Below are 21,463 nucleotides of genomic sequence, written 5' to 3'. Positions count from 1 at the left end.
TGAGCTTTAGCCCCAACTCGCGGTAGAGAGACTCTTTGTCGCTTGGGTCCGCGCCGCTGAGTGCCGCGAGCAGCCCACCCACACGGTCGAGGAGTTCGGCGATGTCCGCGGCGTTCACCGCGCGGCCAGTGCCTGGCGGTGGAGCGTGGTCCAGCTGTTCGGTCGCGTTCCGGCGTTCGGTCTCGACCTCCTTGATCCAGTTCGTGACCAGGGATGGGTCGACACCAGCCTCGATGGCCGCGCGGTGGCGGGCAAGTTTGCGATCACAGTCAGCGATACGTCGACGCAGGGCCACCGTGTCGTCAGCCCTGGTCGGGGTCAACTCGGCCTCGACCGCAGTCAAGGCTGCTTCGATACCGCGGGGGTCGAACGCCTCGGCGAGCCAGGCGTCGAGGGCTGGAACGACGTTGTCCTCGCGGATGAACACTCCGAGGGGATGATCGAGCTTGTTGGCGAGTGCGTACTCGTAGGGGTAGCGGCACCGGTAGTAGGCGGTGCCGTGGCTCCAGTGGCCCTGCATCTTGCGCCCGCACTGTTCGTGGTGGACGAGGCCGCGCAGGGCGTAGCGGTGCGGGTTCGGGGTCTGCCTCTCCTGCCGCATGCTTCGGGTGGTTCGGCTGCCGAGCAGTTCCTGCGTGGCTGTGAACACGTCGCGGCTGACGGTGGCGGGATGCGCTGGCCGGTCGGACCACACCCACTCGGCGCGGTCGTTCCATTGGAGYCGGGTTTCATAGCCGAGCGCGACGTCCTCGACATCGAGCAGCTTCTCGGCCTTCTGCTGCTTGTTCCAGACCTGGTAACCCGTATAACGCGGGTTGATCAGGATGGCACGGACCGCGCTCTTGGACCAGGCGACGCCGTCGCGATGCCGGTTGCGTTCCGGGTCCGCGGCCGACGGCGACGGGACGCCGTCGTCTGTCAGGATCTGGGCGATCCGGAAGACGCCGGTGCCGGTGAGGTAGAGCTGGTAGATCCGTCGCACCACGGTGGATGTGTGCGGGTCGAGTTCGAGCTTGTGCAGGCGCCTGCCATCGGCTGCCTTCGCGGGGTTGGGGTGCGGGCCTGCATCGGCGAGGCGGTAGCCGTAGGGTGGCCGGCCGCCGAGGTAGCGGCCCTCGATTCTGGCTTGGGCGGCCATGGCGGTGCGGACGCGGATTTTGATGCGGTTGCGTTCGCCTTTGGACATGCCGCCGAACACGGACATGATCAGGTCGTGGGCTTCGGAGGTGGGGTCGATCGGTCCGCCGACCTCGGGGACCCAGAGTTGGACGTTGTAGTGCACGAAGAGGGGGAAGACGAGGCTGAACTGGTTGCCGTAGAAGGCGCGGTGGGGTTCGCCGATGACGACGGCTTCGAAGCCGCGGTTGGGGTCCTTCAGGGCGGCCAGTAGGGCGTTGGCCTCGGGTCGGCGTTTCCAGGGCAGGGAGCGTGACTGTCCGATGTCGAAGAACTCGGTGACGATCTGGCCGTGTGATTGGGTCAGTGATTCGGCGCGGGAGCGCTGCCAGTTGCGGGATGCGACGGGATCCTGCTGGTCCTCGGTCGATACACGTCCAGCGAAGGCGAAGCGGAGCACGGCGAAGCCTTTCTTCGGTGGGGCCACGTTACGGCTACAGGAACGCGCCCGCGCCGGTTACGTGTTCTACGCGTCGGCGTCCCGCTATTCGGGCGCCCGCGGGTTTCGGGCGGCGGACGCTTTCACCAGGATACGCAGCAATACGCGTGCGGCTTCCGCCGTGAGTACCGGCGGGTCGGCGGGCACGACGATCCGTGGAGCGGCGGGTGTCTGCTGGCCACCGTCTGACTGGTCTGAGATGGACGCGGCCGCCCCGGCTGTCCCGCCGGCACTGCCGGCGCACTCGGCGATGTCTACGCCGTCGGCCGTGGAGCCCTTGTCTGCCAGCTGCTCTTCCGAGGTGTCACCTGCGACGTGTGCCGCCGACGTCGGCGACCCGTCGGGCTCGTTGACGCCGTCTGCCGGTGGCCCCTGGTTCATCGCGGCCGCGCAGTCGGGGTGCCGTGCCTGCCGATGCGCGGGCATATCGCGGCGGGGCACGATGGCTGGCATATGGATGCGCAAATCGTGGATGCCATGGCCTGAACCTGCGTACGCCGGTCATCGCCGCGGACACCGTAAGGGACATCCCACCCTCGGATTACCTGTATTACGACCCTGTGGTCGTCATTGAGCGATGGTGCTCTTCATACAGGCGTCGCGGTGTTCCTCGGAGTGTCGGTGGCGATGACCGGCACCCCGGCCAGGCCAGTCGACATTCGTCGCCGTGCGGCGCGGGCGAGGATCCACCGACCCGCCATCACTTATGATCATTATGATCGGGAGGCGTCGTCAACGGCGTAGACAACAGCGGCTGCTCTTGGCTCCACCGCCGGTTCGCCAGTGTCACAGGAGCGGGTAGTCGGGTGGCTCTGGCGGGTCGGGTGGACCCTCCGCGGTCGGGGTGGCTGGAGGTATCGGTGGGATGTGCGGCGCCTCGGGGGTGGGGTCGGTCGCGGGTGGGTGAGGCGCAGTTCGTCGGCGGCGTGGAGGGCGGCGAGGGCCGCGGTCACGAAGACGGGTTGGGTGGGGTGTGGTGGTGGGAGCCAGGGGCGGCGGGTGATCATCGCGGTGAGTTGGTCGGGCCGGTGGCGTAGTGCCTGGGTGAAGAGGCTCTCGTCGACGAGGAGCTGTCCGTGGACGGGGTCGTCGATGCGCAGCGTGCCGTGGTCGGCCTGGCGCAGGGTCGCCGTCTGACCGGCCGGTTGGGCGGGGTGCGCCGGTGCGGGGACGGGTTGGATGTTCGCCGGGTCGAGTGCTGGGCTGGGTGGGTTCGGGCTGGGCAGGGTGGTGATGCCGGGGCCGGTGGGGGTGGCGGTGACGATCGCGGTTTCGCGCAGGGTGACGAGGAGTTCGCCAGGTTGTGGGGGTAGGCCTGCGGTGGCGCGGGCGGTGAGCAGGGCGGTGACGGTGGGCCAGGCGGTACCACGGACGGGGATGAGGTCGTCGGCGGGCAGGGTGATGCGGGGGTGGGGGGCGTGGGGTTGGACTTCGTAGCGGCGGCCGTGGTCGTCGAAGGCGCGCAGGATGGTGCATTCGGTGAAGCGGGGGTCGTCGATGGTGGCGGCGATGGCGCCGGTGGTGAGGATGTCCGGCCGGTCGGCGGTGTGGGTGGTGCGGGTATGGGTGGCGTGGACGTGCCAGGGACCGGCGCGCAGGGTCCAGGTGGGCTGGTCGCGCCAGGGGTGGCCGGGTAGGGAGGCCGCGTCGGGGCGGATGAGGTAGCTCTGGCCGGTGGCGTCCTCGGTGGCGGCCAGGACCGTGCCGCCGGCGCGGCGGGTGGGGTCGGCGGGGTGGAGCAGGACGTGGGTGCCGGGTGGGTAGGGCTGGTCGGGTGGGCCGGCGGTCAGCGCGATGATCAGGTCCTGGTGGTGGACGAGGAAGTTGTACTGGCGTTCGGTGAGCTCGCCGGTATGGATACGGCGCAGCGTGCTGAGGAGCACGGCGGACAGTGCGGCGTCGGCGTCGATGTCCTGCCAGGGGGGCACGCCGCCGCGGGTGCCGGAAAACAGGACGAGGGGTGGCTGGCCAGGAGTGGTCTGGCTGATGCGGTAGCTGAGGGTGTCGACGCCGGCCTGGGTGGCCGGGTGCAGGTCGATGCGGAGGCCGTCGTTGTCGAACCGGCAGGCGGGCTGGTCGCGGTGCAGGAGCCGGCCGTAGCTGACCGGTGGCTGCCCGTCGGCTCGCACGGTGCTGGTCCTGGTCGGYTGGTGGGCGCGGGCGACGGTGTCAGACACCTGGTTGCCGGGCGGGTCGGCCTGGGAGGGGCCCTCGGACCGCGCGTTGCGCAGGGTCTGCCTGATCGGCGGTGGGATCACCCAGCCGAGGGTCTCTTCCAGCTCGGCGAGGGCGGTGCTGCTGGCCGACCAGGCTGGCTGGTGGCGGGCGCCGGCGGGCGGGTTGAGGATCAGTTCGGCGATGAATAGCGCCTGTCCGGTGCCGTCGCTGTGCCGTAGGCGCAGGCGCCAGGTCCCGGCCTTCACAGCGATCTCGACGGGAGCCGGCTCCTGAGCGCCGGGGCCCTCTGGGCCGTGGGGTGAGGAAGGTCCACCGGCGTCAGGGCCGGACTGCGATGGGATCACCTGTATCTCCTGCGAGAGCGGCCGGCCCTTCCCGGCTGGCCCACCGGGTCACCCCGATGGACACCCGCACGGTCCCTGCCATCGCCCGGCGATCGGTTCGTGGGTCCCACGTTCGACAGGGCAGGCACCCGGTGGTGTCCGTGTCGGATCACTGCTCGGCTGGCTCGGGGGTCGGCCGAGGCTCGGGGTCGGTGAGGGCGTTGAGGATGTCGGTGGTGTGGACGCGGTAGGCGCGGCCGTGGCGGTGGACGGGGACGGGGAAGCGGTTCTGGCGGGCGAGGGTGTAGGCGAGGGTGCGGCCGAGGTTGAAGGCGCGGGCGGCGGTCACGAGGTCGACGGCGGCGGGGAGTTCGCGGACTTCGGCGAGGGTGAGCGGCGTGCGCACGGGAGATCCCTGTCTGGTCGGCTCATGCCAGCCGCCACGGCCGGAGTGGCGGCTGACTGCGGGTGAGGGTGATGGCGCGGTTGGTGCTGGGGTCGGTGCCTGCTGGCGGTGCCCGTCGCTCAGAGGCCAAGGTCGAAGGTGTCGAGCGGGGCGGTGTGGTGAAGGCCGTCGGGGCTGTCTGCCGAGGGCTGTGGCGCCGGTTGTGGTCGGGTTCGGTGTGGCGGGCCGCCGGGTCCGGCCGCGGGTAGGTAGGGCCCAGGCGGCTCGGGTCCACGTCGTCGGGATGGTTGGCCGGGGGTGGCGACGTGGCGCTGGCCGCGGTGCGTGTCGTTGTGCTTGCCTGGCCGGTCGCCGTGCCCGTGCCGGTGGTGGCCGGGGCTGAGGTGCCGGCCGGTGGGGTGAGGGCTGCTGGCGGGGTGGCTGTGGCCGCGGCGGGCCTGGTGGATGGCGCCGGGCTGTGGTGGCGTAGGGCTGCGAGGTGGTGGGCGCGGGTGGCGGCGGCGTGGGCGAGCTCGCGGGAGCTGGTGCGGCGGTGGGTGGGGAGCAGGACCCAGCTGGTGACGGTTTCGCGGCACAGGTAGGTGAGGCGTCCGGCGCGGATCGCGACGACGCCGGCGTGGGCGAGTGCGCGGATGAGGTCAGGGGCGGCGGGGTCGCCGGCGGCCTGGGCGGCGAGCGCGGCGGCCGCGCGCGCGGTCGTCTCGTCGGTCGTGGTGGCGGACCGGCCAGATACCCGGATGATCTTCGGGTTGTGTAGGGCGGTGAGGTCCCAGGCGGGTTCGGGGGCGGTGGTGGGCATGCCGGCCTGTCAGAGGATCTCGAGGCCGAGGTCGGGTGGCTCGGGCTCGAGGGGCTCGGCGGGTGTCAACGGGTCCGCGCTGGGCAGCCCGTCGGGGCCGACGGGCCCAGCAAGGGGTGGGTCGGGCTCGGTGTAGGGGGACAGGTCCGGCAGGAACGGGTCGCTGGCAGTGCGTGGCGGGTCGGCCGGTGTCGGACGGCCGGCCGCATGAGGTAGGTCAGGCTCGGGACCGGTTGGGTCCGCGGCGGGCCGGTCGGGCTTGGTGGAGGCGGACGGGTCGGGTTCGGTGACCGCGTCCGGCGGCGCGGCGGGCTGCTCAGGGGGCGCAGTCGTGCTGGGGGCCGGGGTGGGCAGGCGGGTCGGGTCTGGGTCGTAGGGATCGGGGGCGTCGGTGGCGTCGCTCAGGGGTGGGGTGCTGACTGGTGGGGTCGGGTCGGGCGTGAGGGGGGTGGGTAGGCAGATGTCGGGGAGCTGGTCGGGGGTGTGGCGGGCGGCGAGGGCGGCGAGGGCGGCCAGGGTGCTGTGGGCGGTGGTGGGGGGAAGGTCGCCGTGGTGTGGGCGTAGCAGGGTGTGTAGCTGGTGGGTGGGGACGGCGATGGCGTTGTGGAAGCGGTCGGTGGGGACGGTGAGCCAGCCGTGGGTGGGGTCGCCGACGGTGGTGTTCGGGCCGTTGTAGGTGACGCTGACGGTGGCTGGTGGGGTGGCGGGCTGGACCGGGGCGGCGCGGGTCGCGGGCTGGGTATGGCCGGGTTGGAGTTTGCGTAGGTAGGCCTGCTGGGCGGCGCTGTAGGCGGCGACGGGGGTGGGGAATGGGCCGTGCAGGATGAGCGCGTCGGTATCGATCGCGTGGATGTAGCCCCACCAGGTCGCGTGCGCGACGGGGTGGTGTTCGGCGGGGAGCACGGTGGGTTCGCGGCGGCGTAGGCCGCGGTGGGCGGGTGGCAGGACGGTGGCCGGGGTGGTGACGGTGTCCCATTCGGTGATGGCCACGACGTCGCCGAGTTCGGTGAGCCGGGGGATGTCGTAGCCGCGCCCGGCCGGGCTGGGGCGCCAGCGTTGGTGGGTCCAGCTGGAGGGAGCGTTCGGGTCGGGCCAGGCGGTGGACACGACGATCTGGGTGCCGTTCGCGCCGGTGACCGGGACGTCGAGTAGGACGCCGGTCGGGTGTAGCCGGCAGGCGACCAGCCGCGGGGGCAGGTTCCACCACACCGGCCCTGTCCGGGGCGGCGGGCCGGCCGGCGGCTCCGGACGGCCCGCCGGGACGGAGACGTCGCCGTCGGGCCGAGGCGTCGCCGACGGCGGCTGGTGCCCGGGCGGCTGGGGTGGGGTGGTCATGGGCTCTCCCAGCCGGGTGCCTCGACGTCGTCGACCGGTGTGTTTCCGGCGCCGGCGGTGTCGTTGGCTGTGCGGGTATCCGGGCTGGCGGTGTCGGCCGGGGTAGCGCTGCCGGGAAGGACGGTGACTGTTCCGGCGGGGCCGTCCGGCGGGCCGATCGGGTGGGGTGGGTGGGCGAGGGCGGTGACGGCTTCGGGGGTGTGTTTGGCGGCGAGGTAGGCGGCGACCAGGGGTGGGTGCGGGCCGGGTGGCAGCCAGGGATGTCCGTCGAGGACGGCGGCGAGCTGGGTGGGGTGGATGGTGAGGGCGGTGGCGAGCAGGTTCGGGTCGACGGCGATCAGGCCGTAGGTCGGGTGCTCGAGTCGGCAGGCGCCGTCGGACGCGCTGATCGGGATCAACCCGGCGCCCAGGCCCGGCGGCGGGCCGGCAGGGGGCGGTGCCTCGACCGGGTCGGCGCGGCCGGCGGGGTCCAGGGCCATGTCGACCTCGCCGAAACGGCCGGAGACCGCGAGGCGGGGGCCGTGGGGACTGTCGGCGCTCAGGGCGTAGTCCCGGACCGCGATGAGCAGTTCGAAGGGGCGTAGGTCCACGTTGGCGGTGGCCCGGGCCAACAGCAGGTCGGCGGTGCTCGGCCAAGCGGTGCCGGCCAGCGGGGTGACCTCGGTCGCGCCGAGCAGCACCGGGCCGCCGGGTTGGTCGTGGGGCTGGATTTCGTAGCGGGGGGTGGGGCCGTCGCCGGCGTAGGTACGCAGCACCGTGCCGACGGCGAAGCGGGGGTCATCGAGGGTAGCGACGAGGGCGCCGGTGGCCATCACGGCGTCCTCACCGTCGGGGGTGTCGGTGTTGGCATCCGCCACGTCGAGGGTGGCGCTGACCTCGTGCAGGCCGGCGCGCAGCGCGAGGCGAGGGCGGTGGCGCCAGGGATGACCGGGCAGGTCGGCGACGTCGGGGCGCCACAGGTAGTCGAGCCGACCAGCGCGGCCGGCGGCCGTGGCCAGAACGGTGCCCGTGGAGTAGATAGCGCTGTCGGTGTCGACAGCGACAGCGACGCGGGTTCCCGGCGGGTAGGGGTGGCCGAGCGGGCGGGCCGCTGCCGCGAGTGCCGTCCCGTGGGCGGCGAGGAACTGTCGCTGCCGGTCGGACCGCTGGCTGCCCGTGTCGGCGGTGGTGACGGTGGTGACGGTGGTGACGGTGGTGACGACCGAGCGGATGGCCTCGGTGGAGTACGGCGCCCAACCGTGGGCGAGGTGGGCGTCGTCGCCGGCGAACATTACCTCGCCGCGGTGGGACACCCGGTAGGTCAGCAGGTGCCCGCCGTCGTCGGCCGTGGTCGGTACCGGTCCGGCTCTGATGATCTCGATGCTGGTCTGGCCGTGGTCCCAGCGGCGGGTCGGCCCCTCGCCGTGGCGGAGCCGGCCGTAGGTCGCGGGTGCATGGCCGGCGCGCAGCACCAGACTCGCCCGCCACGGCCGGCAGCCGGGCCGGCGGCCCTCCACGGGCAGCGACACCGGCACCCCGGGTGGGAGCACGGTGGAGCTGTCAGCCCCGGGCGGGCGGGCACGCCCGGGGCTGGTGGTCACCCACGGGGGTGCTGCCTGCACGGTGATGTGACCGGCCAGCGGAAGCGCCCAGCCCAGTGACTCCTCCAGCCGCCACAGCGTCGGCTGACGGGTGGTGAACGCCACCCGGCCCGCCCAGCGCGGACCGGCCGGGTCAGTGACCAGCTGCGCGACATACTCCCGGGTCGCCTTCCCACCGGTCACCGGGAAGATCCGCCACCAGCCGGCCGGGACCTGGACGCACAGCGGGTAGACATCCGGATCGACCCACAGCGCTTCCTCGGCAAGCCCCAGTCCCCCCGGTCCGGCCGGCGGGTCGGGCTCGTCGGCGAACACCCCTTCCGGCATGGCGATCACCGGCTCCCCCGCCGGGCCCGGCGCGCCACCAGCCAGGGCCGGTCTGGCGCGCTGGCGCGAGGCGCATCTTCGTCAGCGCGGCGCGCGGCGCTTTTAACGGCGCGCGGCACGGCGCTATTCACGGCGCGCGGTGCGGCGCGGTTCGCGGCGCGCGGCGCGCCGCGCCGTGCGGCTGCCCCACCGTCGGGAGGATCGGCGCGGTTACCGGCGCGCCCGGGCGCGCCCTCGGGTGCGCTGCGCCGCGCCGGGCGCCCTCGTTCTTCCCCAACGCCGCGCCGCGCCCGCCACCCGGCGCGTCCGAAGGCGCGGTCCGCGGCGTGCCCGGCGCCGACCGCGGCGTGCCCGGCGCCGGCCGCGCCGCGCCGCGGGTCACCCGCCGCGCCGGCCGCACGGGCGTCGGCGCGGCCGGTGGCGAGGCGGCGCAGGGCCGGGTCCTTGAACCAGTAACGGCCATGCAGGTGGATCGGAGGCAGCGTGCGATGGATCAGCAGCGCCTCCCCCGGCGCGACCTGACGCAGCAACGCCGCGGGCAGCAACTCCAGACGGGTAGGGGCCTCCGACAAGCCCGTGCGCCCGCCGCTGGGGCTGGAATCAGTGGAGACGGTCCGCGCGGCGACGTGTTCCTGGCCGAGCAGACTCGCGGCGTAGTCGAGGCTGGAGCGGTCCGAGAGCCCGGAGAAGAACACCTTCGTCGGCGCGTTCGACACCACGACGTCCGCCTTCGCGCCGTAGGCCGCGTCGATCTGCGCCTTCGACTGGTAGACCAGCATCAGCACGACCCCCAAACCCGCGCAGGTCGAGATCCGCGCGGGCAGGGACCGCATCGGCCAGTTCCCCGCCTCATCGATCACGACCAGCAGCGGCGGATCTAACGGCACACCGCTACGACCGACGCGGGCGTACACGTCGCGCAACAGCTCATCGACCAGCCCGCCGAGCACCGGAGCGAGCCGTTCGGCGTCGTCCAGGTCCGCGCAGACATACAGGCTGTTCACCCGCCCCGCCGTTGCCGGGAGGTCTGGCGCCGGCCGCCCGTCCGACCACGTCGCGCCGGGGCCGGTGGGTGGGCCGGGGGTGGTCCCGAGGAGCCAGTCCAGGTCGATCGGGGCGCCGGACGTGGGGATCGCGCTGTGCAGGACCGTGGTCTCCTGCCAGGGACGGATCATCTGCCGGGCCACCAGGTACACCGACGAGCGCTGCCGGGCATCGGAGTCCCAGACCGCCCGCAGCGCGGCGTTGACCTGCCGCCCCTCCCCGGCTACCTCGGGGTCGAGATGGTCGGCGAACGCGCCGGCCAGGCTCAGGACCGTGGTCTTGTCCTGGTTGACGACCCAGGACACGACGCTGTCCATGCCCAGCCCGCCCTGCGCCGCCACCCAGAACAACAACCCGACGAGGTCCTCCCCCGCCGACACCCAGAACGACATGTCCCCCGAACCGCCCGCGTTCCAGTCCGTACTCGCCGCGACCGACCGCGCCGCGCGCCGCGCCCCCGACAACCGCCGCGCCGTCGACAACGGCGACCAGCCCGCGCCGGCCCGACCCGTCGCGCCGGCCGGGTCGAACACCCGCACCTCACCCAGCGCCCGGCGGCGCGCCTCCGTCGCGCCCAGCAGGTCGGTCTTCACCGACAGCGCGAGCACCGGCCCGTCCCACTCCAGAATCGCCGGCACCGCCAGCGCCGCGGTCTTCCCGCAGCGCGTCGGCCCCAGCACCAGCACCGCGCCCCGATCCGAGCTGCGGCGCGCCGCAGCGCGCCGCAGCCGGCGCGGCACCGCCACATCCAGCGGCCGGGCCGCGTCCTCGGTCGCGACCAGCCGCACCCGGCCACCCACCCGCACCCGGCCCAGCACCAGCCGGCCCGCCGCCGGCCCGCGCACCAGCAACGGCGCCAGATCAGACAGCCGCGCGAACCGGGCCTCTGGGTCCAACCCCATCCGCCGCCGCCGCGCCACCCCCACCCGGCGACTGGCCACCGCGAGCAGCACCGCGACCACAAACCCGGCCACGATCAGCGGCGGCACGGTCGCCACCCAGTAACCGACCGGGCCCGGCAACTGCCCGGCCACCGCCGCCGGCCACGCCCGCGCCGGCCGGCCAGGATCCGCGGCCAACGTCGGAACCGCCAGCACCGCGTCGCGCACCCCGACCGCCAGCAGATGGTGCGCGCCGAACAGCAACGCCGCCAGCTGCGCCCCCACCCACACCGCGCCCGCCGCCGCGCCGAACGCCGCCACCCCGGCCACCAGCAACGCCTCGGCCGACAACACCGACCCGCCGCTCACCGGGCCGGTCACGACGCCACCGCCCCGACCGGCACCAACGCGCCACGCAGCGCACCGACCGCCACATCCCGGCGCACCCGCACAGCACGCTCCGACACCCCCGCCCGCGCCGCGGCCTCCCGCTGCGACAGGCCAAGCACCCCGAGATCGGCCAGCACCCGCAGCCGCTCGGCAGGGATCCCCGCCGCTCGCCCGTCGACCAGGACGGCGAACAACTCCCCCACCGCGCCCGATCCCCCGACGGCGCCGGCCGACGCCACGACGCCGACGCCCTCAGCGCCGGGCGGGCTGGGCAGCGGGGTCAGGCCGGCCGGAGCGGTCAACCGGTCGACCATCGGCACGTAGCCCACAGCCAGGCCGACCGCGTCCCGGACCAGGTTCGCCGCGACCTTCACCGGCCGCCGCTCGACCGGATAGCAGCGGATCACGATCCACGCGGAGCCGACCAGCTCCACCAGCAACTGGTCAAACGAGACACCGCGACGGCCGCAGCGCCGACGCGCCTGCCCGGTCAGCGCCGGCATCAACCGCTCCAGCGCCACCCGCGCCGCCGCCAGATCCCCCGCCCGCGCCCGGCGCACCAGCGCCGCCAACACCGCGTCGGCCTCGTCCACCGGCGCGGTGAGATCCCGGCCGCAGGCGGCCAGCACCGCCACGACCGACCCGGTGTGCGCCGCAAGCAGCGGGTCGCATGCCCAGCGCGCCAACCCCGCTGCCGCCTCAGGCCCTCCGGCCCACTGTTCCCACTCCGCCTGCCAGCGCCGCAGGACCACCGACCGGGGCGCGAAACTCACAGGGCCGGCTGGCGGCCCGCTTCGATGCGACATGACACCGCACGGTCCGAACCGGCACCACCGCCACGACCACCCCAAACGACACCGCCCCTGCCACCCCGACCGGGCCGGCATCCCCACAGACACCGCGACAGGCATCGCCACGGACACCGCCGCAGCTCATCGCCGGTGCCGGCTCCTCGCCAGCGCATGGCGCACCATGCCGCGCCGGGCGGGGCCGGGCAACCGGGTCAGCGACAACCGCGCCCCGCCGCCAGGACGGCCAAGGAGGCGGCCGGCACGCGGCAGCGTCGCGGGGCGTTCCGTCGCCGATATATCGACGCGACGATGCCAGYGGGCGTGCGAGGGACGCTGGCGAGCGGTGTCTGTGAGGACGCACCCCCCGGACGACGCGCGCCTCCGGATTTCGCACAGGTGCCATTCGGGGTGTCGCTGACGGTGTCGGGCGGGGTGCTGTGGATAGCGAGGCTTGTCCACAGGCTCGGGCGCGCGGCGGCGCGCCGCGACGCGCGGTGATGCACTGCGCCGGTCGAATCGTTCGGCTCAGGAGGAGCTTGGTGATGGTCATGGACGGTCGGGAGGCAGGTTCGCCGGCGGGATCGGAGCCGGCCGATTTGATGGACCCGCGGTACGGGGTCGATCCGACGCGGTGGCGGGGGGTGGCGCGGGCGCTGCTCGCGGCACCGCCGTCGCTGGCGTCCGCGGCGGGGCTGTTGGAGCACGCGGGCGCGGGGCTGCTGTTCCCGTCGCTCGCCGACCGGCGCCGCGCGATGCGGGCACACACCGACGTGTCGTCGGCGGCGGCCCAACTGGAGTGGGCCGGCCTGGTCAAGGGCCCGCCCCCACCCCCGCCCCCGCTGTCCGCGCCCGCGGGGCCGGTCGGGTGGGCCGAGGTCCGCGAGGTGCTCGACGCGGCGGTCACGACGCTGGGCAGCTGTGTGGACACGGCCGCGGACCCGGTGGCGACGGCCCGGGCGGTGCTGTACGCACGAGACGCGCTGAGCGCGATCGACGATGGCTGAGCCGCTCACCTACGGCGCCCTGATCGACGCGGCCCGCCGCGAGCTCGCCACCGCGGTCGTCCAACCCCCACCCGGGATCGCCGACGGCGCCACCGAGGACGCCGCCGCGCTGGTCGACCTGCTCGCGCTCACCGGCCGCCACGCCCGATTCCTCGGCACGGCGGCCGGGGTCGCCAACCCGGCCCTGGCGCTGGCCCACCAACTGACCGAGACCGTCACGGCCACCCGCCTGATCCTGCCCACAGCGTCTGCCGCGCGCGCAGACCGGTGGCGCCCGGCGGCCCTACGCCTCGCCGTCGCCCACGACCTGCTCGCCGCACAGATCGGCCCAGACGGCGAACGACGCGGCCCGGACGCGGCAATACTGCACGACCGTGCCATCGTCGCCGCGGCCGCGGGCCGGCTCGCCGGCCTGGTCGTTCTCGCCGCCGACAGCGCCACGTCCAGCGCCGACCATCTACGCCGCCATATCCTCGACGCCGCGCCACCCTCACCTCCCACGCCAAGTCACGACCCTCCAGAGCTGGACGGACAGCGCGCCCACACAGCGCTGACGATCGCCCAGGCGCTCGACCGCGTCGGACAGGTCCGCGACACCGCGACCAGACTGGAACACACCTACGCGCAGCCCCGTCAGCCGACGGCCCTCGACGAGGTCACCCCGCTACTCGGCGACGAGACCGGTCACCCGTTCGAACAGGCCGTCGAGGCAATGCGCTACGCCGCGCACACCATGACCTGGCCGCGGCTGCGCATGCACGGCGCCGCGCTGCGCGCCGTCGCGGCCATCGCCGTGACCATGACCTCCTGGACGACACAGCTGACCGGCTGGGCCCAGCGGCACAGCCGCCCACCCGCGCAGCACGACTACGCACGCGCGACAGCCCAGGCCAGACAGGCCCAGCTGCGATGGCAGAACGTCCAGGAGATCCTCGGCCCGCTGCGCACGCTCGGCTTCGACGGGCGCCATGTCGACGAACAGGTACGCAGGCTCGCCCGCCAGATCCGCATCGGACCGGGAGCGGCCCAGCCCCCGGCCGCCCTGCCCGCAGCCCGCCGAGCGGTCCTGCTCCTACCCGAACTCGCCGACACGAGCAGCCTCGCGACCCACCACCTCGCTGCCGACAGGCTGCTGCGAGTCGCCACCGCCACCGGCCTCTGGGTCGAACCCGCCACCCGAATCCGGAAACTCGCCGACGCGTACAACGCCGCGGCCAGCGCCTCACGCGACCTGGTCGACGCCTGCGCCGCGCTCACCGGCCCACAGCCGACACCAGGGCGGGCACGCTACCAGTCCGACCCCGACGCGCCCGGCCCCGCCAGGCCTCGACGAGCGCCACGACCACGACCACCGGCTCCGCCGGCCCGGGACCAGATGATCTCGATCCAGGACCCCCGCCACGGCCAGCTGACCTGCGACGCCGCCCTGTTCGAACGCGCCCTGCGATTCGCCGACCCCAACCTGTGGGACATGCTGCGACCACACACCACCCGGCTGCACCTCACCGGCACCGAATCCCGCACCACCCTCGCGGCCCTCGCCGCCATCCACACCCCGCAATACTTCACCCCACCACCACAAGCGACCACCAAACCGGCCGCCGCCGAAAACCAGCCCGACGGCCCCAACCAGGACCCGGGCAACGCCGCACCGCCACCGCCAGCTGACGACGGCCTCGAACTCTGACACACACCGCGCCTCGACCACAGGAACAACTCGCTGACGGCCTCGACTCGGCCGGGCCAATCGTGGCCTGCCGGCCGCGATCTCCACACCGGCCCGAACCGTCCGTCTACGACAGGGGCCGCCCGGCCACGCACCGCCGCGGCGACCGGGGCGCCGTCGGCCACGCGGCGTCGTCAGAAGCCGGCGGCGTCAAGGAGACGCAGGAACGCTGGACGGCGCCGGTTGTCGGCACGCAGCCCCCGCAGGTAGCCGATGAAGCCGTCGGGGTCGCCGTGCTGTTCGTAGGCGGTCTGTAGAGCCGGCAGCAGCGCCTGGGCCTTCTGGTAGCGGTGCTTGTCGTTGGGATCGGCGTGCAGGTGGATCTCGACGAGACGCTCGTAGTGGCCGATGACGTCGCCAGGATGCCCCTCAGCCCGCCGGACTTCCAACAGCTCGGTCAGCAGACTCGGCGTCAGCGCGTCGACGTGCGCGCTCCCGACCTCCCACGCCTCAGCAGGCCGCCCTTCGGCCAGCAGCACGCGGACGAGGTTCGCCGCCGCGGCCGGCTGGCGGGCGGCTCTGGCACGCAGGATGTCGACAGCCCAGTCCGCGAGCCCCGACCGGCCCGCCCGCGCACCGGTCTGCACCAGCGCGCGAAACGCATCGGGTGTGGGACCGCGCTCGAACTCGGCCTGCCGTTCCGCGACCGCCGCCGCCCCCTCGTCGAACCGCAGCAGGAGCTCGACGTAGGCATCCTGCAACGCCCCGGCGGACGGCCTGGTTCCGTGCTCCGCTAGGCCCAGCCGAGCCCAGTCCAGCGCCTCCCGTGCCCGGCCGGTGTCCCGCAACACGGCCACGATCTTCAAATACCGGTCCGGGCGGCGCAGGTCCTCGGCGAGCACATCGACATACCAGCCAACATCACCGGACACCTCGGCGAGCTGTTCACGCAGCAGCCGGGTCGCGACCCACGTTGACCAGTCCGCCTCCGGGTCCGCCCCCGCGCCGCGCTGCTCCGCCAGCCGGCCGATCTCACCGAGTCCACGCTCCCCCAGCGCCGGGGCGAAATCCGCGAGCACGATGTCCGGCCAGCCCGGGCCGTCGTAGGCCAGTCTCACCAGCCAGCCCGCCAACGACCGCGCCGGCGGCGGCGCGACCGCGCACGCTCGCGCGTACAACGCCATCACCGCGCGCAGATCATCACCGATCACCCCGGACGAGTCGTCGAGGTACCGCAACCCGGCCGTCATCCGGTCCACCGCCTTACGCAGAACCGGGACCGCATCCACCGCCTGGCCCGCGTCGATCAGCCGCGCGCACCGATCCAGCAGCTCCCGCGCGTCGCGCGAGTACTCCCGCCGCCCCACATACGGCGACCGGCGCCGATCCCACCGCAGCCGATCGACCACGACCGTCAGATCCTCCGACACCACCACCCACCCATCTCAGCAAAACCCCCACGACGCCTGCTGTGGCCCGCCGGTGATCCGCGCCCACCCGCCTGACACGGCGCCGCATGTCCCCGCCGCTGACCTCCCGGCTGTCACCGCCCACCACGCCCCCAGAAACAGAGACACCCACGGGAGCACCGCCACCCCCACCGCGGGCAGCCGCGCCAGGGACGGGCCGGCGCCACAGACCGATCGCACCATCACGGCGACCTCCGAAGGGCGGCCACGCCACGACCCACCCGGCCCATGCACACCCCCCGCCACCGCGCCGGCCGGCACACCGACGCTGAACGCCTACCGGCAACCTCGAACAACACTCCGCATGGACCAGGGCCGACCGCCCGTGYCAGCCAACGGCGCCAGGCGGACAGCCTGCCGTCGTCACGAGCGCGAGCGCAGGGGTGGTGGCGGTGTCAGGCGCGATGACTGCCCGGACGACCGTCGCCCGGATCGTCCAAGGCCATGTCGCCACCGACGGATCCCCCTGACAAATACACGCTGCGAGTCACCGTGCCAGCGGGCTGGTGGGAACTGCGACGGCTACCCGGGGACTACGCACCGAACCGCTTCGCCGCGACCCTCGTCCACGACCAGGACACCAACCCCACACCGGTATGGACCACCAGCGCGCCGAGCATCTCCAGCCTGGAAGAGACCCTCGGCTGGATCTGCCCAGCCACCACCCGCACCGTGCTGCTGGCCGCGCCAGCGACGCTCCCACCAGCCATCGCCGAAAGCCTCGACGGCGACGTGCCCATGACGACGGCGCACCGGCCCACGCGCGCGAGCATCGTCGAACCCCCCGGCCAGCCGCCGACCACCTACGGCCGGCTCCTGAACACCGAGACACCCGACCGCGTCCACCGCGACGGCCCACTCCACATCCTGCTGCACGCCGCGCTGTCCCACGACGAACCCGTGATCGCATACCGGATCAGCGAGACCCGGCCCGGCCACCTGCCAACCCTGATGTTCAGCGCCTCCCGACACCTCGCACCAGACGAAGAGGAGATCGACGCGGACGAGGAGATCCGCGCCGTGGTCCGCCACATCCTCAAGACGGCCTCCAGCGGCGAGGCCACCCCCCGCCAGGCCGCCTTCCTCGCCCGACACACCKCACGCCTCGCCGCCCTGGCCGCCGGCCCACCCGACCATCCCTACCCGCCCGGCACCCGCGCCGTCGTCCACCCCGACGTCCCACCGCTGCGCGCCACCGGAACGATCCTGGCCACCCTCGACAACGGCGGCTACCTGTGGCGCCCCGACACCGCGGACCTACCCGGCCATCCCTGGGCCCCACACCCGACCTGGGCACTGCCCGTACGCCGCGAAGCCACCCACGCCACCCTCGACCCACCCGACACCGACCTGTCCGTCCCCCAACCCGGCGACGGCACCAACCCCTACCAGCCCGACATCCTCGCCACCGGCGCCCTCGTCACCACCATCGACGACCCGCGGTTCACCACCGCCACCGTCCTACGCGCCCTCGACAATGACCAGCACGGCCTGCGCTACCAGGTCCAACCCCACGACGCCCCGCTCCCCCCGCAGCTCCTACCCGCCGACGACCTCATCCCCCTGCGGCCCRCCGCCTGGCCCACCATCGAAGCCCTCGTCACCCCCCACGAAGTCGGCCTCGTCGTCGACCGCGACCTCGACGGCTCCGGGATCGTCGTCGCGACACCCGTGCCCTGGACCGTCTGCCCACTACTGGCACCCGACGACCGCCTCACCGCCCTCGCCGCGTCCGCCGAACTCACATCACCGCGCCACCCCGCCCCGACGAACACGGCGGGCGCCGCAGCGGCGATCCACCACGACGGCGACACCGTGCACATCCACGACCCACACCACGGCCACCTCGCCGTCCCCACCGACCTCTACACCCGCGCCCTACGCCAAACCCCCACCGCCCTCGCCGAACTACTCGCCGCCCGCCCCTGGATCCCCACCCACCCCGACCAGCCCCACGCCGTCACCGCCGCCCTCGCCGCCCAACACGCCCCCGCCGACCTCTCGGCTCTCACAGCTGACCAGGACACCCCCACAGCCGGACAGAACCCAGCCGCCAACGAAACCAACCCGGCAACCCCCACCCCGGCAACCCCGACCACGCCGAGCGACGCCATCACCGGCCCAGAGGCTCCCGACCCCGGCCTGTCCGCCGGCCCCGACTGGTGACCCCTGGCAGCCCTGTGCCAGAGCCCGGCGACAGAATTCGGCACGGACGGCCCGGACCACTACGACAACCGGACACGAACCGTCGCGGCAGTTTCGCAGCTCTTTGCGTCAAACTCTTCTCGAGTTCGCCGCCACACCCGAAGATTCACCGTCTCTTCGCGCATGGAATGACGATCGGCCGGTGAAAGCCTGCGATCCTTTCCCAGGTTTCGCCGTGCCCCCACGCCGGAATCCACACGGCGGCGGCGAGACCGGTCGGGAGCGCACTGTGATCCGTCGGACCCTCACCACAGCCATCGTCGTTCTGATAGCCGCCGTTCTCGGCCTGCTGGTCACGACGGGCCCCGCCGGCGCCACCCCGCCGAACATACCGTCAGCGAGCACCGCGCTCAGCCGCCTGAACTCGCAGACCGTCGCCGCGGAATCCCACGCGTCCACCTACAACCGGGACCTGTTCCCCCACTGGATCACGATCAGCGGCACGTGCAACACCCGCGAGCAGGTCCTCAAGCGCGACGGCACCGGCGTCGTCGTCAACAGCAGCTGCGCACCCACCACCGGATCCTGGTACAGCCCCTACGACGGAGCCACCTGGACCAACACTACCGACGTCGACATCGACCACATGGTGCCCCTCGCCGAAGCCTGGGCCTCCGGAGCCTGGGCATGGACCACCGCACAGCGCCAGACCTACGCCAACGACCTCGGCGGCCCGGAACTCTGGGCCGTCACCGACAACGTCAACCAATCCAAGGGCGACAAGGACCCCGCCGAATGGCAGCCCTCCCTCACCTCCTTCCGCTGCACCTACGCACGAGCCTGGGTCCAGGTCAAGTACTACTACAACCTCACCGTCGACAGCGCCGAGAAATCCACCCTCACCAGCACACTGAACGCCTGCTGAAAGACCGTTAGTCGAGTAGCCCCGGAGGGAAATCCCCCGGGGCTGCTCCGGTCGGAAGGCGGGGCCGCTCGCATCGCTCAGCGCCGGCCCAGCGAGGAACTCGCCGTCACGCGCCCCAGCGTCTCAGTCCCTTCAGTCGGCCCACGGGTCGCGTTGGCCTCATCGGCACCGAGCCTCAACTTCGGAGATGATCGCCCGCTCGGGTTTGTTGATGTCGCCGTCCACTTCGGCCACTTGATTAGCTGCGTCGACAATATCGTCGAGACTCCCCGACTCGGCCTCGATGCGTCGCCAGACCTCGGCGGGCTCGATGTCGACAAGGTGAGTGAGCTGATCGTCGACGACCTGATGCCGCTCCTTGACGAGCCTCACCAGGTGACGGAACAGGTGGGCCTCGTCGTCGGAGATCCCGCTGTCCGCATTGATGACGAGCCAGGCGACCCACAGCATCAGTTGTGGATGTCGAGTCCGCTGGCTCAGGTTCTCGGCGATTTCGATCACCCGTGCTTCGTTCCGGAAGACCGCGCGTGCGTGCCGTCCCGCGATCTGCGTCGTGTACCGGTTCACCAGCACCGCGAGTGGAACACCGACGAGAGGAATTCCGATCTTGATGACGTTACGTTGCAGGAGAAATTTTCCGACAACTGGAAGACCTTTGCCCGCGGCCAGGACTCCCTTGGAGTAGAAACGTTTGATCAATGGGCGCACGACGACCGGGACGGCCTTGACAACTCCTTCCCGCGCCACCTCGCCACTTTTGATCGTGAACGCCACACGGATGACCTTCCAAAGGTCATCCGGGTCAGACAGGTCAAGTGGAACACGATAAAGGACGGCAATGTCGTAAGCCAGGCGAAGCTGGAGTTGCGTGATGTACGCGACGTCCACCATGAGAGTCACGATCGCGGCCGGCACCGTGGCCGGAGACGCGCCGCCGAGGGAACCGATCGTGGCAACGACGACGGCCGAGTAGGCACTGGCGGAGAGCCCGCCTTCGATCGCGGCGTAGTGAGATGCCATCTTGATGCGCTGCGCGACGATGGCGTCCGCTGGAACACCCCGGTACTTCTCCTGGAAGTACCGCCAATCGACCTTGTCCGTGTAGGAACTCAGGGCCTGAGAGAGCAGCTTGGTGAACCAGCCGCCCGATTTGATCTCATCTGGCGTAAGCCCCTTGACGAACTGCCGAATCTCGGATCGCTCGCGCTCGACATGCTCCCTGTCAGCAGACTCGTCGACCTCCTCCACCAAGGACGCCGCCGGCGGCTCGTCGTCGACCTCCACGCCGTAGCGACGCGCGACGCCCGCCAGACCGTCGCGGAAACCCTGCCCGGCCGCCCGGACACGCCATTCACCGCCCTCCCGGCAGATCTCCGCGAGGACGACGGCATTCTCAGCCACCAGACCCGGCGGATCGAACCGCGCGAGCTCCACGCCATCCGCCTCGGTCACCACGCGGCAGGACAACGCCACCCCCCGCAACGTCGAGCCCGGCCTATCCACATCGACGCTCGCCACGATGACGATCCGGTCAACACCCCCGGGCACCCGGGCGAGGTCGGCGCGCACCGTGGTTCCCGACGGGCTGTCGACAGTGATCCGCACGGTGCCGTCGGGGTTCGCCAACTGACCGAAGAAAACGAAATCTTGATCATGGGCGACCCGCCCCGTGGCACCGAGAAGCACCGCGGCAACATCGATGCCGACCGCTCCGGCCGCCCGCACTTCCATCTGAACAGGTATCCCGGGAATGAGCGCGAGTCCACCATCCATCGGGTTCAGCATTCCATCCCCATTTGATGACTGCACATCGCCGGCGGGATGGCACCCTAACAGATGACCCCTCTGGAGGGAATTCCGGGTTCGACGGTCACGCCTTTCTGGCGCGCCATTGGCGCACGGATTCCGTTCGCCGCGGCGAACACCACCGGGCCAAGCCGCGCCGGCATGCCGGGACACCATCAAAACCGCCACCATCCCGACAGCCCTCATCGAGGTCTTCGCCACTGGCATCGCGAACAGGCTCCACATCGCCGACCGTGGCCGTCCGTCCGATCCCGACCCGGGTCAACCCGGACCTGTCGCCATGTTCGCGGGCGCCGGCGCGGCGTGTCACCCGCCAACGGTCGGCGTCGGGGTTCGTCAGGGTGGCTGTAGCGGTGTTCGGCGCGGTGTCGATGGCGGTCAGCGTTGTCCACAGGCCCTGGCGCAATGGCCATAGGTTAAATGATCCCTTGGAGGTTTGAGGGATGGTTGGTCATCGGAAGTCGAGGCAGTGCAGTTCGAGGCGGTGGGTGACGGCTCGGGTGGGTGGATCGTCGGGCTTGCGGCGGGGGTAGTCGCTGGGTCTGCGGGTCCTGCGGGGTGCGGTGCGGTCGGGGCGGGTCCGGATGGTCTGGCGGGGGTCGAGGATCTCGAGGAGGAACGCGAGGAGTGCCTGGTCAGGGGGAAAAGGCCGCGGTCCGGATGGAGTCGGACGCGGCGGCGAGGGCGCGGCGGAAGCTGATCTTTTCGGGTGGGGTGCCGGTGGTGTCGGCGGCGACACCGATGAGGCGGGCGAGTGCCTGGTAGACGGCGAACAGGGC

Annotated in this window: 14 protein-coding genes and 1 pseudogene; 4 read left to right on the top strand and 11 right to left on the bottom strand. The window is 72.4% G+C overall.

The window, feature by feature from the left end:
* Window positions 1-682 precede the first annotated feature (682 nt).
* The 9 genes and pseudogenes from BL253_RS44445 to BL253_RS43190 all read right to left on the bottom strand — a co-directional run.
* Window positions 683-1,576 (bottom strand): annotated as a pseudogene (locus tag BL253_RS44445) (recombinase family protein); the annotation flags it as partial.
* 84 nt (window positions 1,577-1,660) lie between these two features.
* Window positions 1,661-2,068 carry a hypothetical protein gene (locus BL253_RS36030; protein WP_076822330.1) on the bottom strand — a complete coding sequence of 136 codons (408 nt, stop codon included), beginning with the start codon at window positions 2,066-2,068 and terminating at the stop codon, window positions 1,661-1,663.
* A 260-nt stretch (window positions 2,069-2,328) separates the two neighbouring features.
* Window positions 2,329-4,038, bottom strand: a complete 1,710-nt coding sequence (locus tag BL253_RS36025; protein ID WP_076822328.1) for a hypothetical protein — start codon at window positions 4,036-4,038, stop codon at window positions 2,329-2,331.
* A 247-nt stretch (window positions 4,039-4,285) separates the two neighbouring features.
* On the bottom strand, window positions 4,286-4,522 hold the full coding sequence (locus tag BL253_RS36020; RefSeq protein ID WP_076822326.1) for a hypothetical protein: 237 nt from the start codon (window positions 4,520-4,522) through the stop codon (window positions 4,286-4,288).
* A 22-nt stretch (window positions 4,523-4,544) separates the two neighbouring features.
* Window positions 4,545-5,321 carry a hypothetical protein gene (locus tag BL253_RS36015; RefSeq protein WP_076822324.1) on the bottom strand — a complete coding sequence of 259 codons (777 nt, stop codon included), beginning with the start codon at window positions 5,319-5,321 and terminating at the stop codon, window positions 4,545-4,547.
* A 9-nt stretch (window positions 5,322-5,330) separates the two neighbouring features.
* Window positions 5,331-6,656 (bottom strand): hypothetical protein, encoded by a 1,326-nt coding sequence (locus tag BL253_RS44990; RefSeq protein WP_076822322.1) that lies wholly within the window; start codon window positions 6,654-6,656, stop codon window positions 5,331-5,333.
* Complete coding sequence (locus BL253_RS36005; RefSeq protein ID WP_131831666.1) at window positions 6,653-8,563, bottom strand: hypothetical protein; 1,911 nt, start codon at window positions 8,561-8,563, stop codon at window positions 6,653-6,655. Before BL253_RS36005 ends, BL253_RS44990 begins: the two co-directional genes overlap by 4 nt.
* Window positions 8,564-8,568: 5 nt before the next feature.
* Window positions 8,569-10,869: a type IV secretory system conjugative DNA transfer family protein gene (locus BL253_RS36000; protein WP_076822318.1), complete on the bottom strand. Its 2,301-nt coding sequence runs from the start codon at window positions 10,867-10,869 to the stop codon at window positions 8,569-8,571.
* Window positions 10,866-11,651: an RNA polymerase sigma factor gene (locus tag BL253_RS43190; RefSeq protein WP_198946533.1), complete on the bottom strand. Its 786-nt coding sequence runs from the start codon at window positions 11,649-11,651 to the stop codon at window positions 10,866-10,868. The genes BL253_RS36000 and BL253_RS43190 overlap by 4 nt, the downstream gene beginning before the upstream one ends.
* Before the next feature lie 560 nt (window positions 11,652-12,211).
* On the opposite strand from BL253_RS43190, the gene BL253_RS40760 reads away from it, so the two are divergent.
* The gene (locus tag BL253_RS40760; protein WP_076822315.1) at window positions 12,212-12,673 is read left to right on the top strand and encodes a hypothetical protein; all 462 of its coding nucleotides are present in this window, start codon (window positions 12,212-12,214) and stop codon (window positions 12,671-12,673) included.
* On the top strand, window positions 12,666-14,360 hold the full coding sequence (locus BL253_RS35985) for a hypothetical protein (protein ID WP_076822313.1): 1,695 nt from the start codon (window positions 12,666-12,668) through the stop codon (window positions 14,358-14,360). The genes BL253_RS40760 and BL253_RS35985 overlap by 8 nt, the downstream gene beginning before the upstream one ends.
* Window positions 14,361-14,533: 173 nt before the next feature.
* Here the strand turns inward: BL253_RS35985 and BL253_RS35980 are convergent, their stop codons facing one another.
* Window positions 14,534-15,769, bottom strand: a complete 1,236-nt coding sequence (locus BL253_RS35980) for a DUF6880 family protein (RefSeq protein WP_241835450.1) — start codon at window positions 15,767-15,769, stop codon at window positions 14,534-14,536.
* A 483-nt stretch (window positions 15,770-16,252) separates the two neighbouring features.
* On the opposite strand from BL253_RS35980, the gene BL253_RS35975 reads away from it, so the two are divergent.
* On the top strand, window positions 16,253-17,974 hold the full coding sequence (locus BL253_RS35975) for a hypothetical protein (RefSeq protein WP_076822309.1): 1,722 nt from the start codon (window positions 16,253-16,255) through the stop codon (window positions 17,972-17,974).
* 268 nt (window positions 17,975-18,242) lie between these two features.
* Window positions 18,243-18,878: an HNH endonuclease family protein gene (locus tag BL253_RS35970; protein WP_096336167.1), complete on the top strand. Its 636-nt coding sequence runs from the start codon at window positions 18,243-18,245 to the stop codon at window positions 18,876-18,878.
* A gap of 159 nt (window positions 18,879-19,037) precedes the next feature.
* On the opposite strand, the gene BL253_RS39985 is transcribed toward BL253_RS35970, so the two are convergent.
* Complete coding sequence (locus BL253_RS39985; protein ID WP_158230492.1) at window positions 19,038-20,663, bottom strand: TerD family protein; 1,626 nt, start codon at window positions 20,661-20,663, stop codon at window positions 19,038-19,040.
* Window positions 20,664-21,463 lie beyond the last annotated feature (800 nt).

It is taken from the genome of Pseudofrankia asymbiotica (assembly GCF_001983105.1).
GTDB classification, from domain to species: domain Bacteria; phylum Actinomycetota; class Actinomycetes; order Frankiales; family Frankiaceae; genus Pseudofrankia; species Pseudofrankia asymbiotica.
The sequence above is the reverse complement of the archived record's forward strand: the minus strand, read 5'-3'. Positions and strand labels throughout refer to the sequence as shown.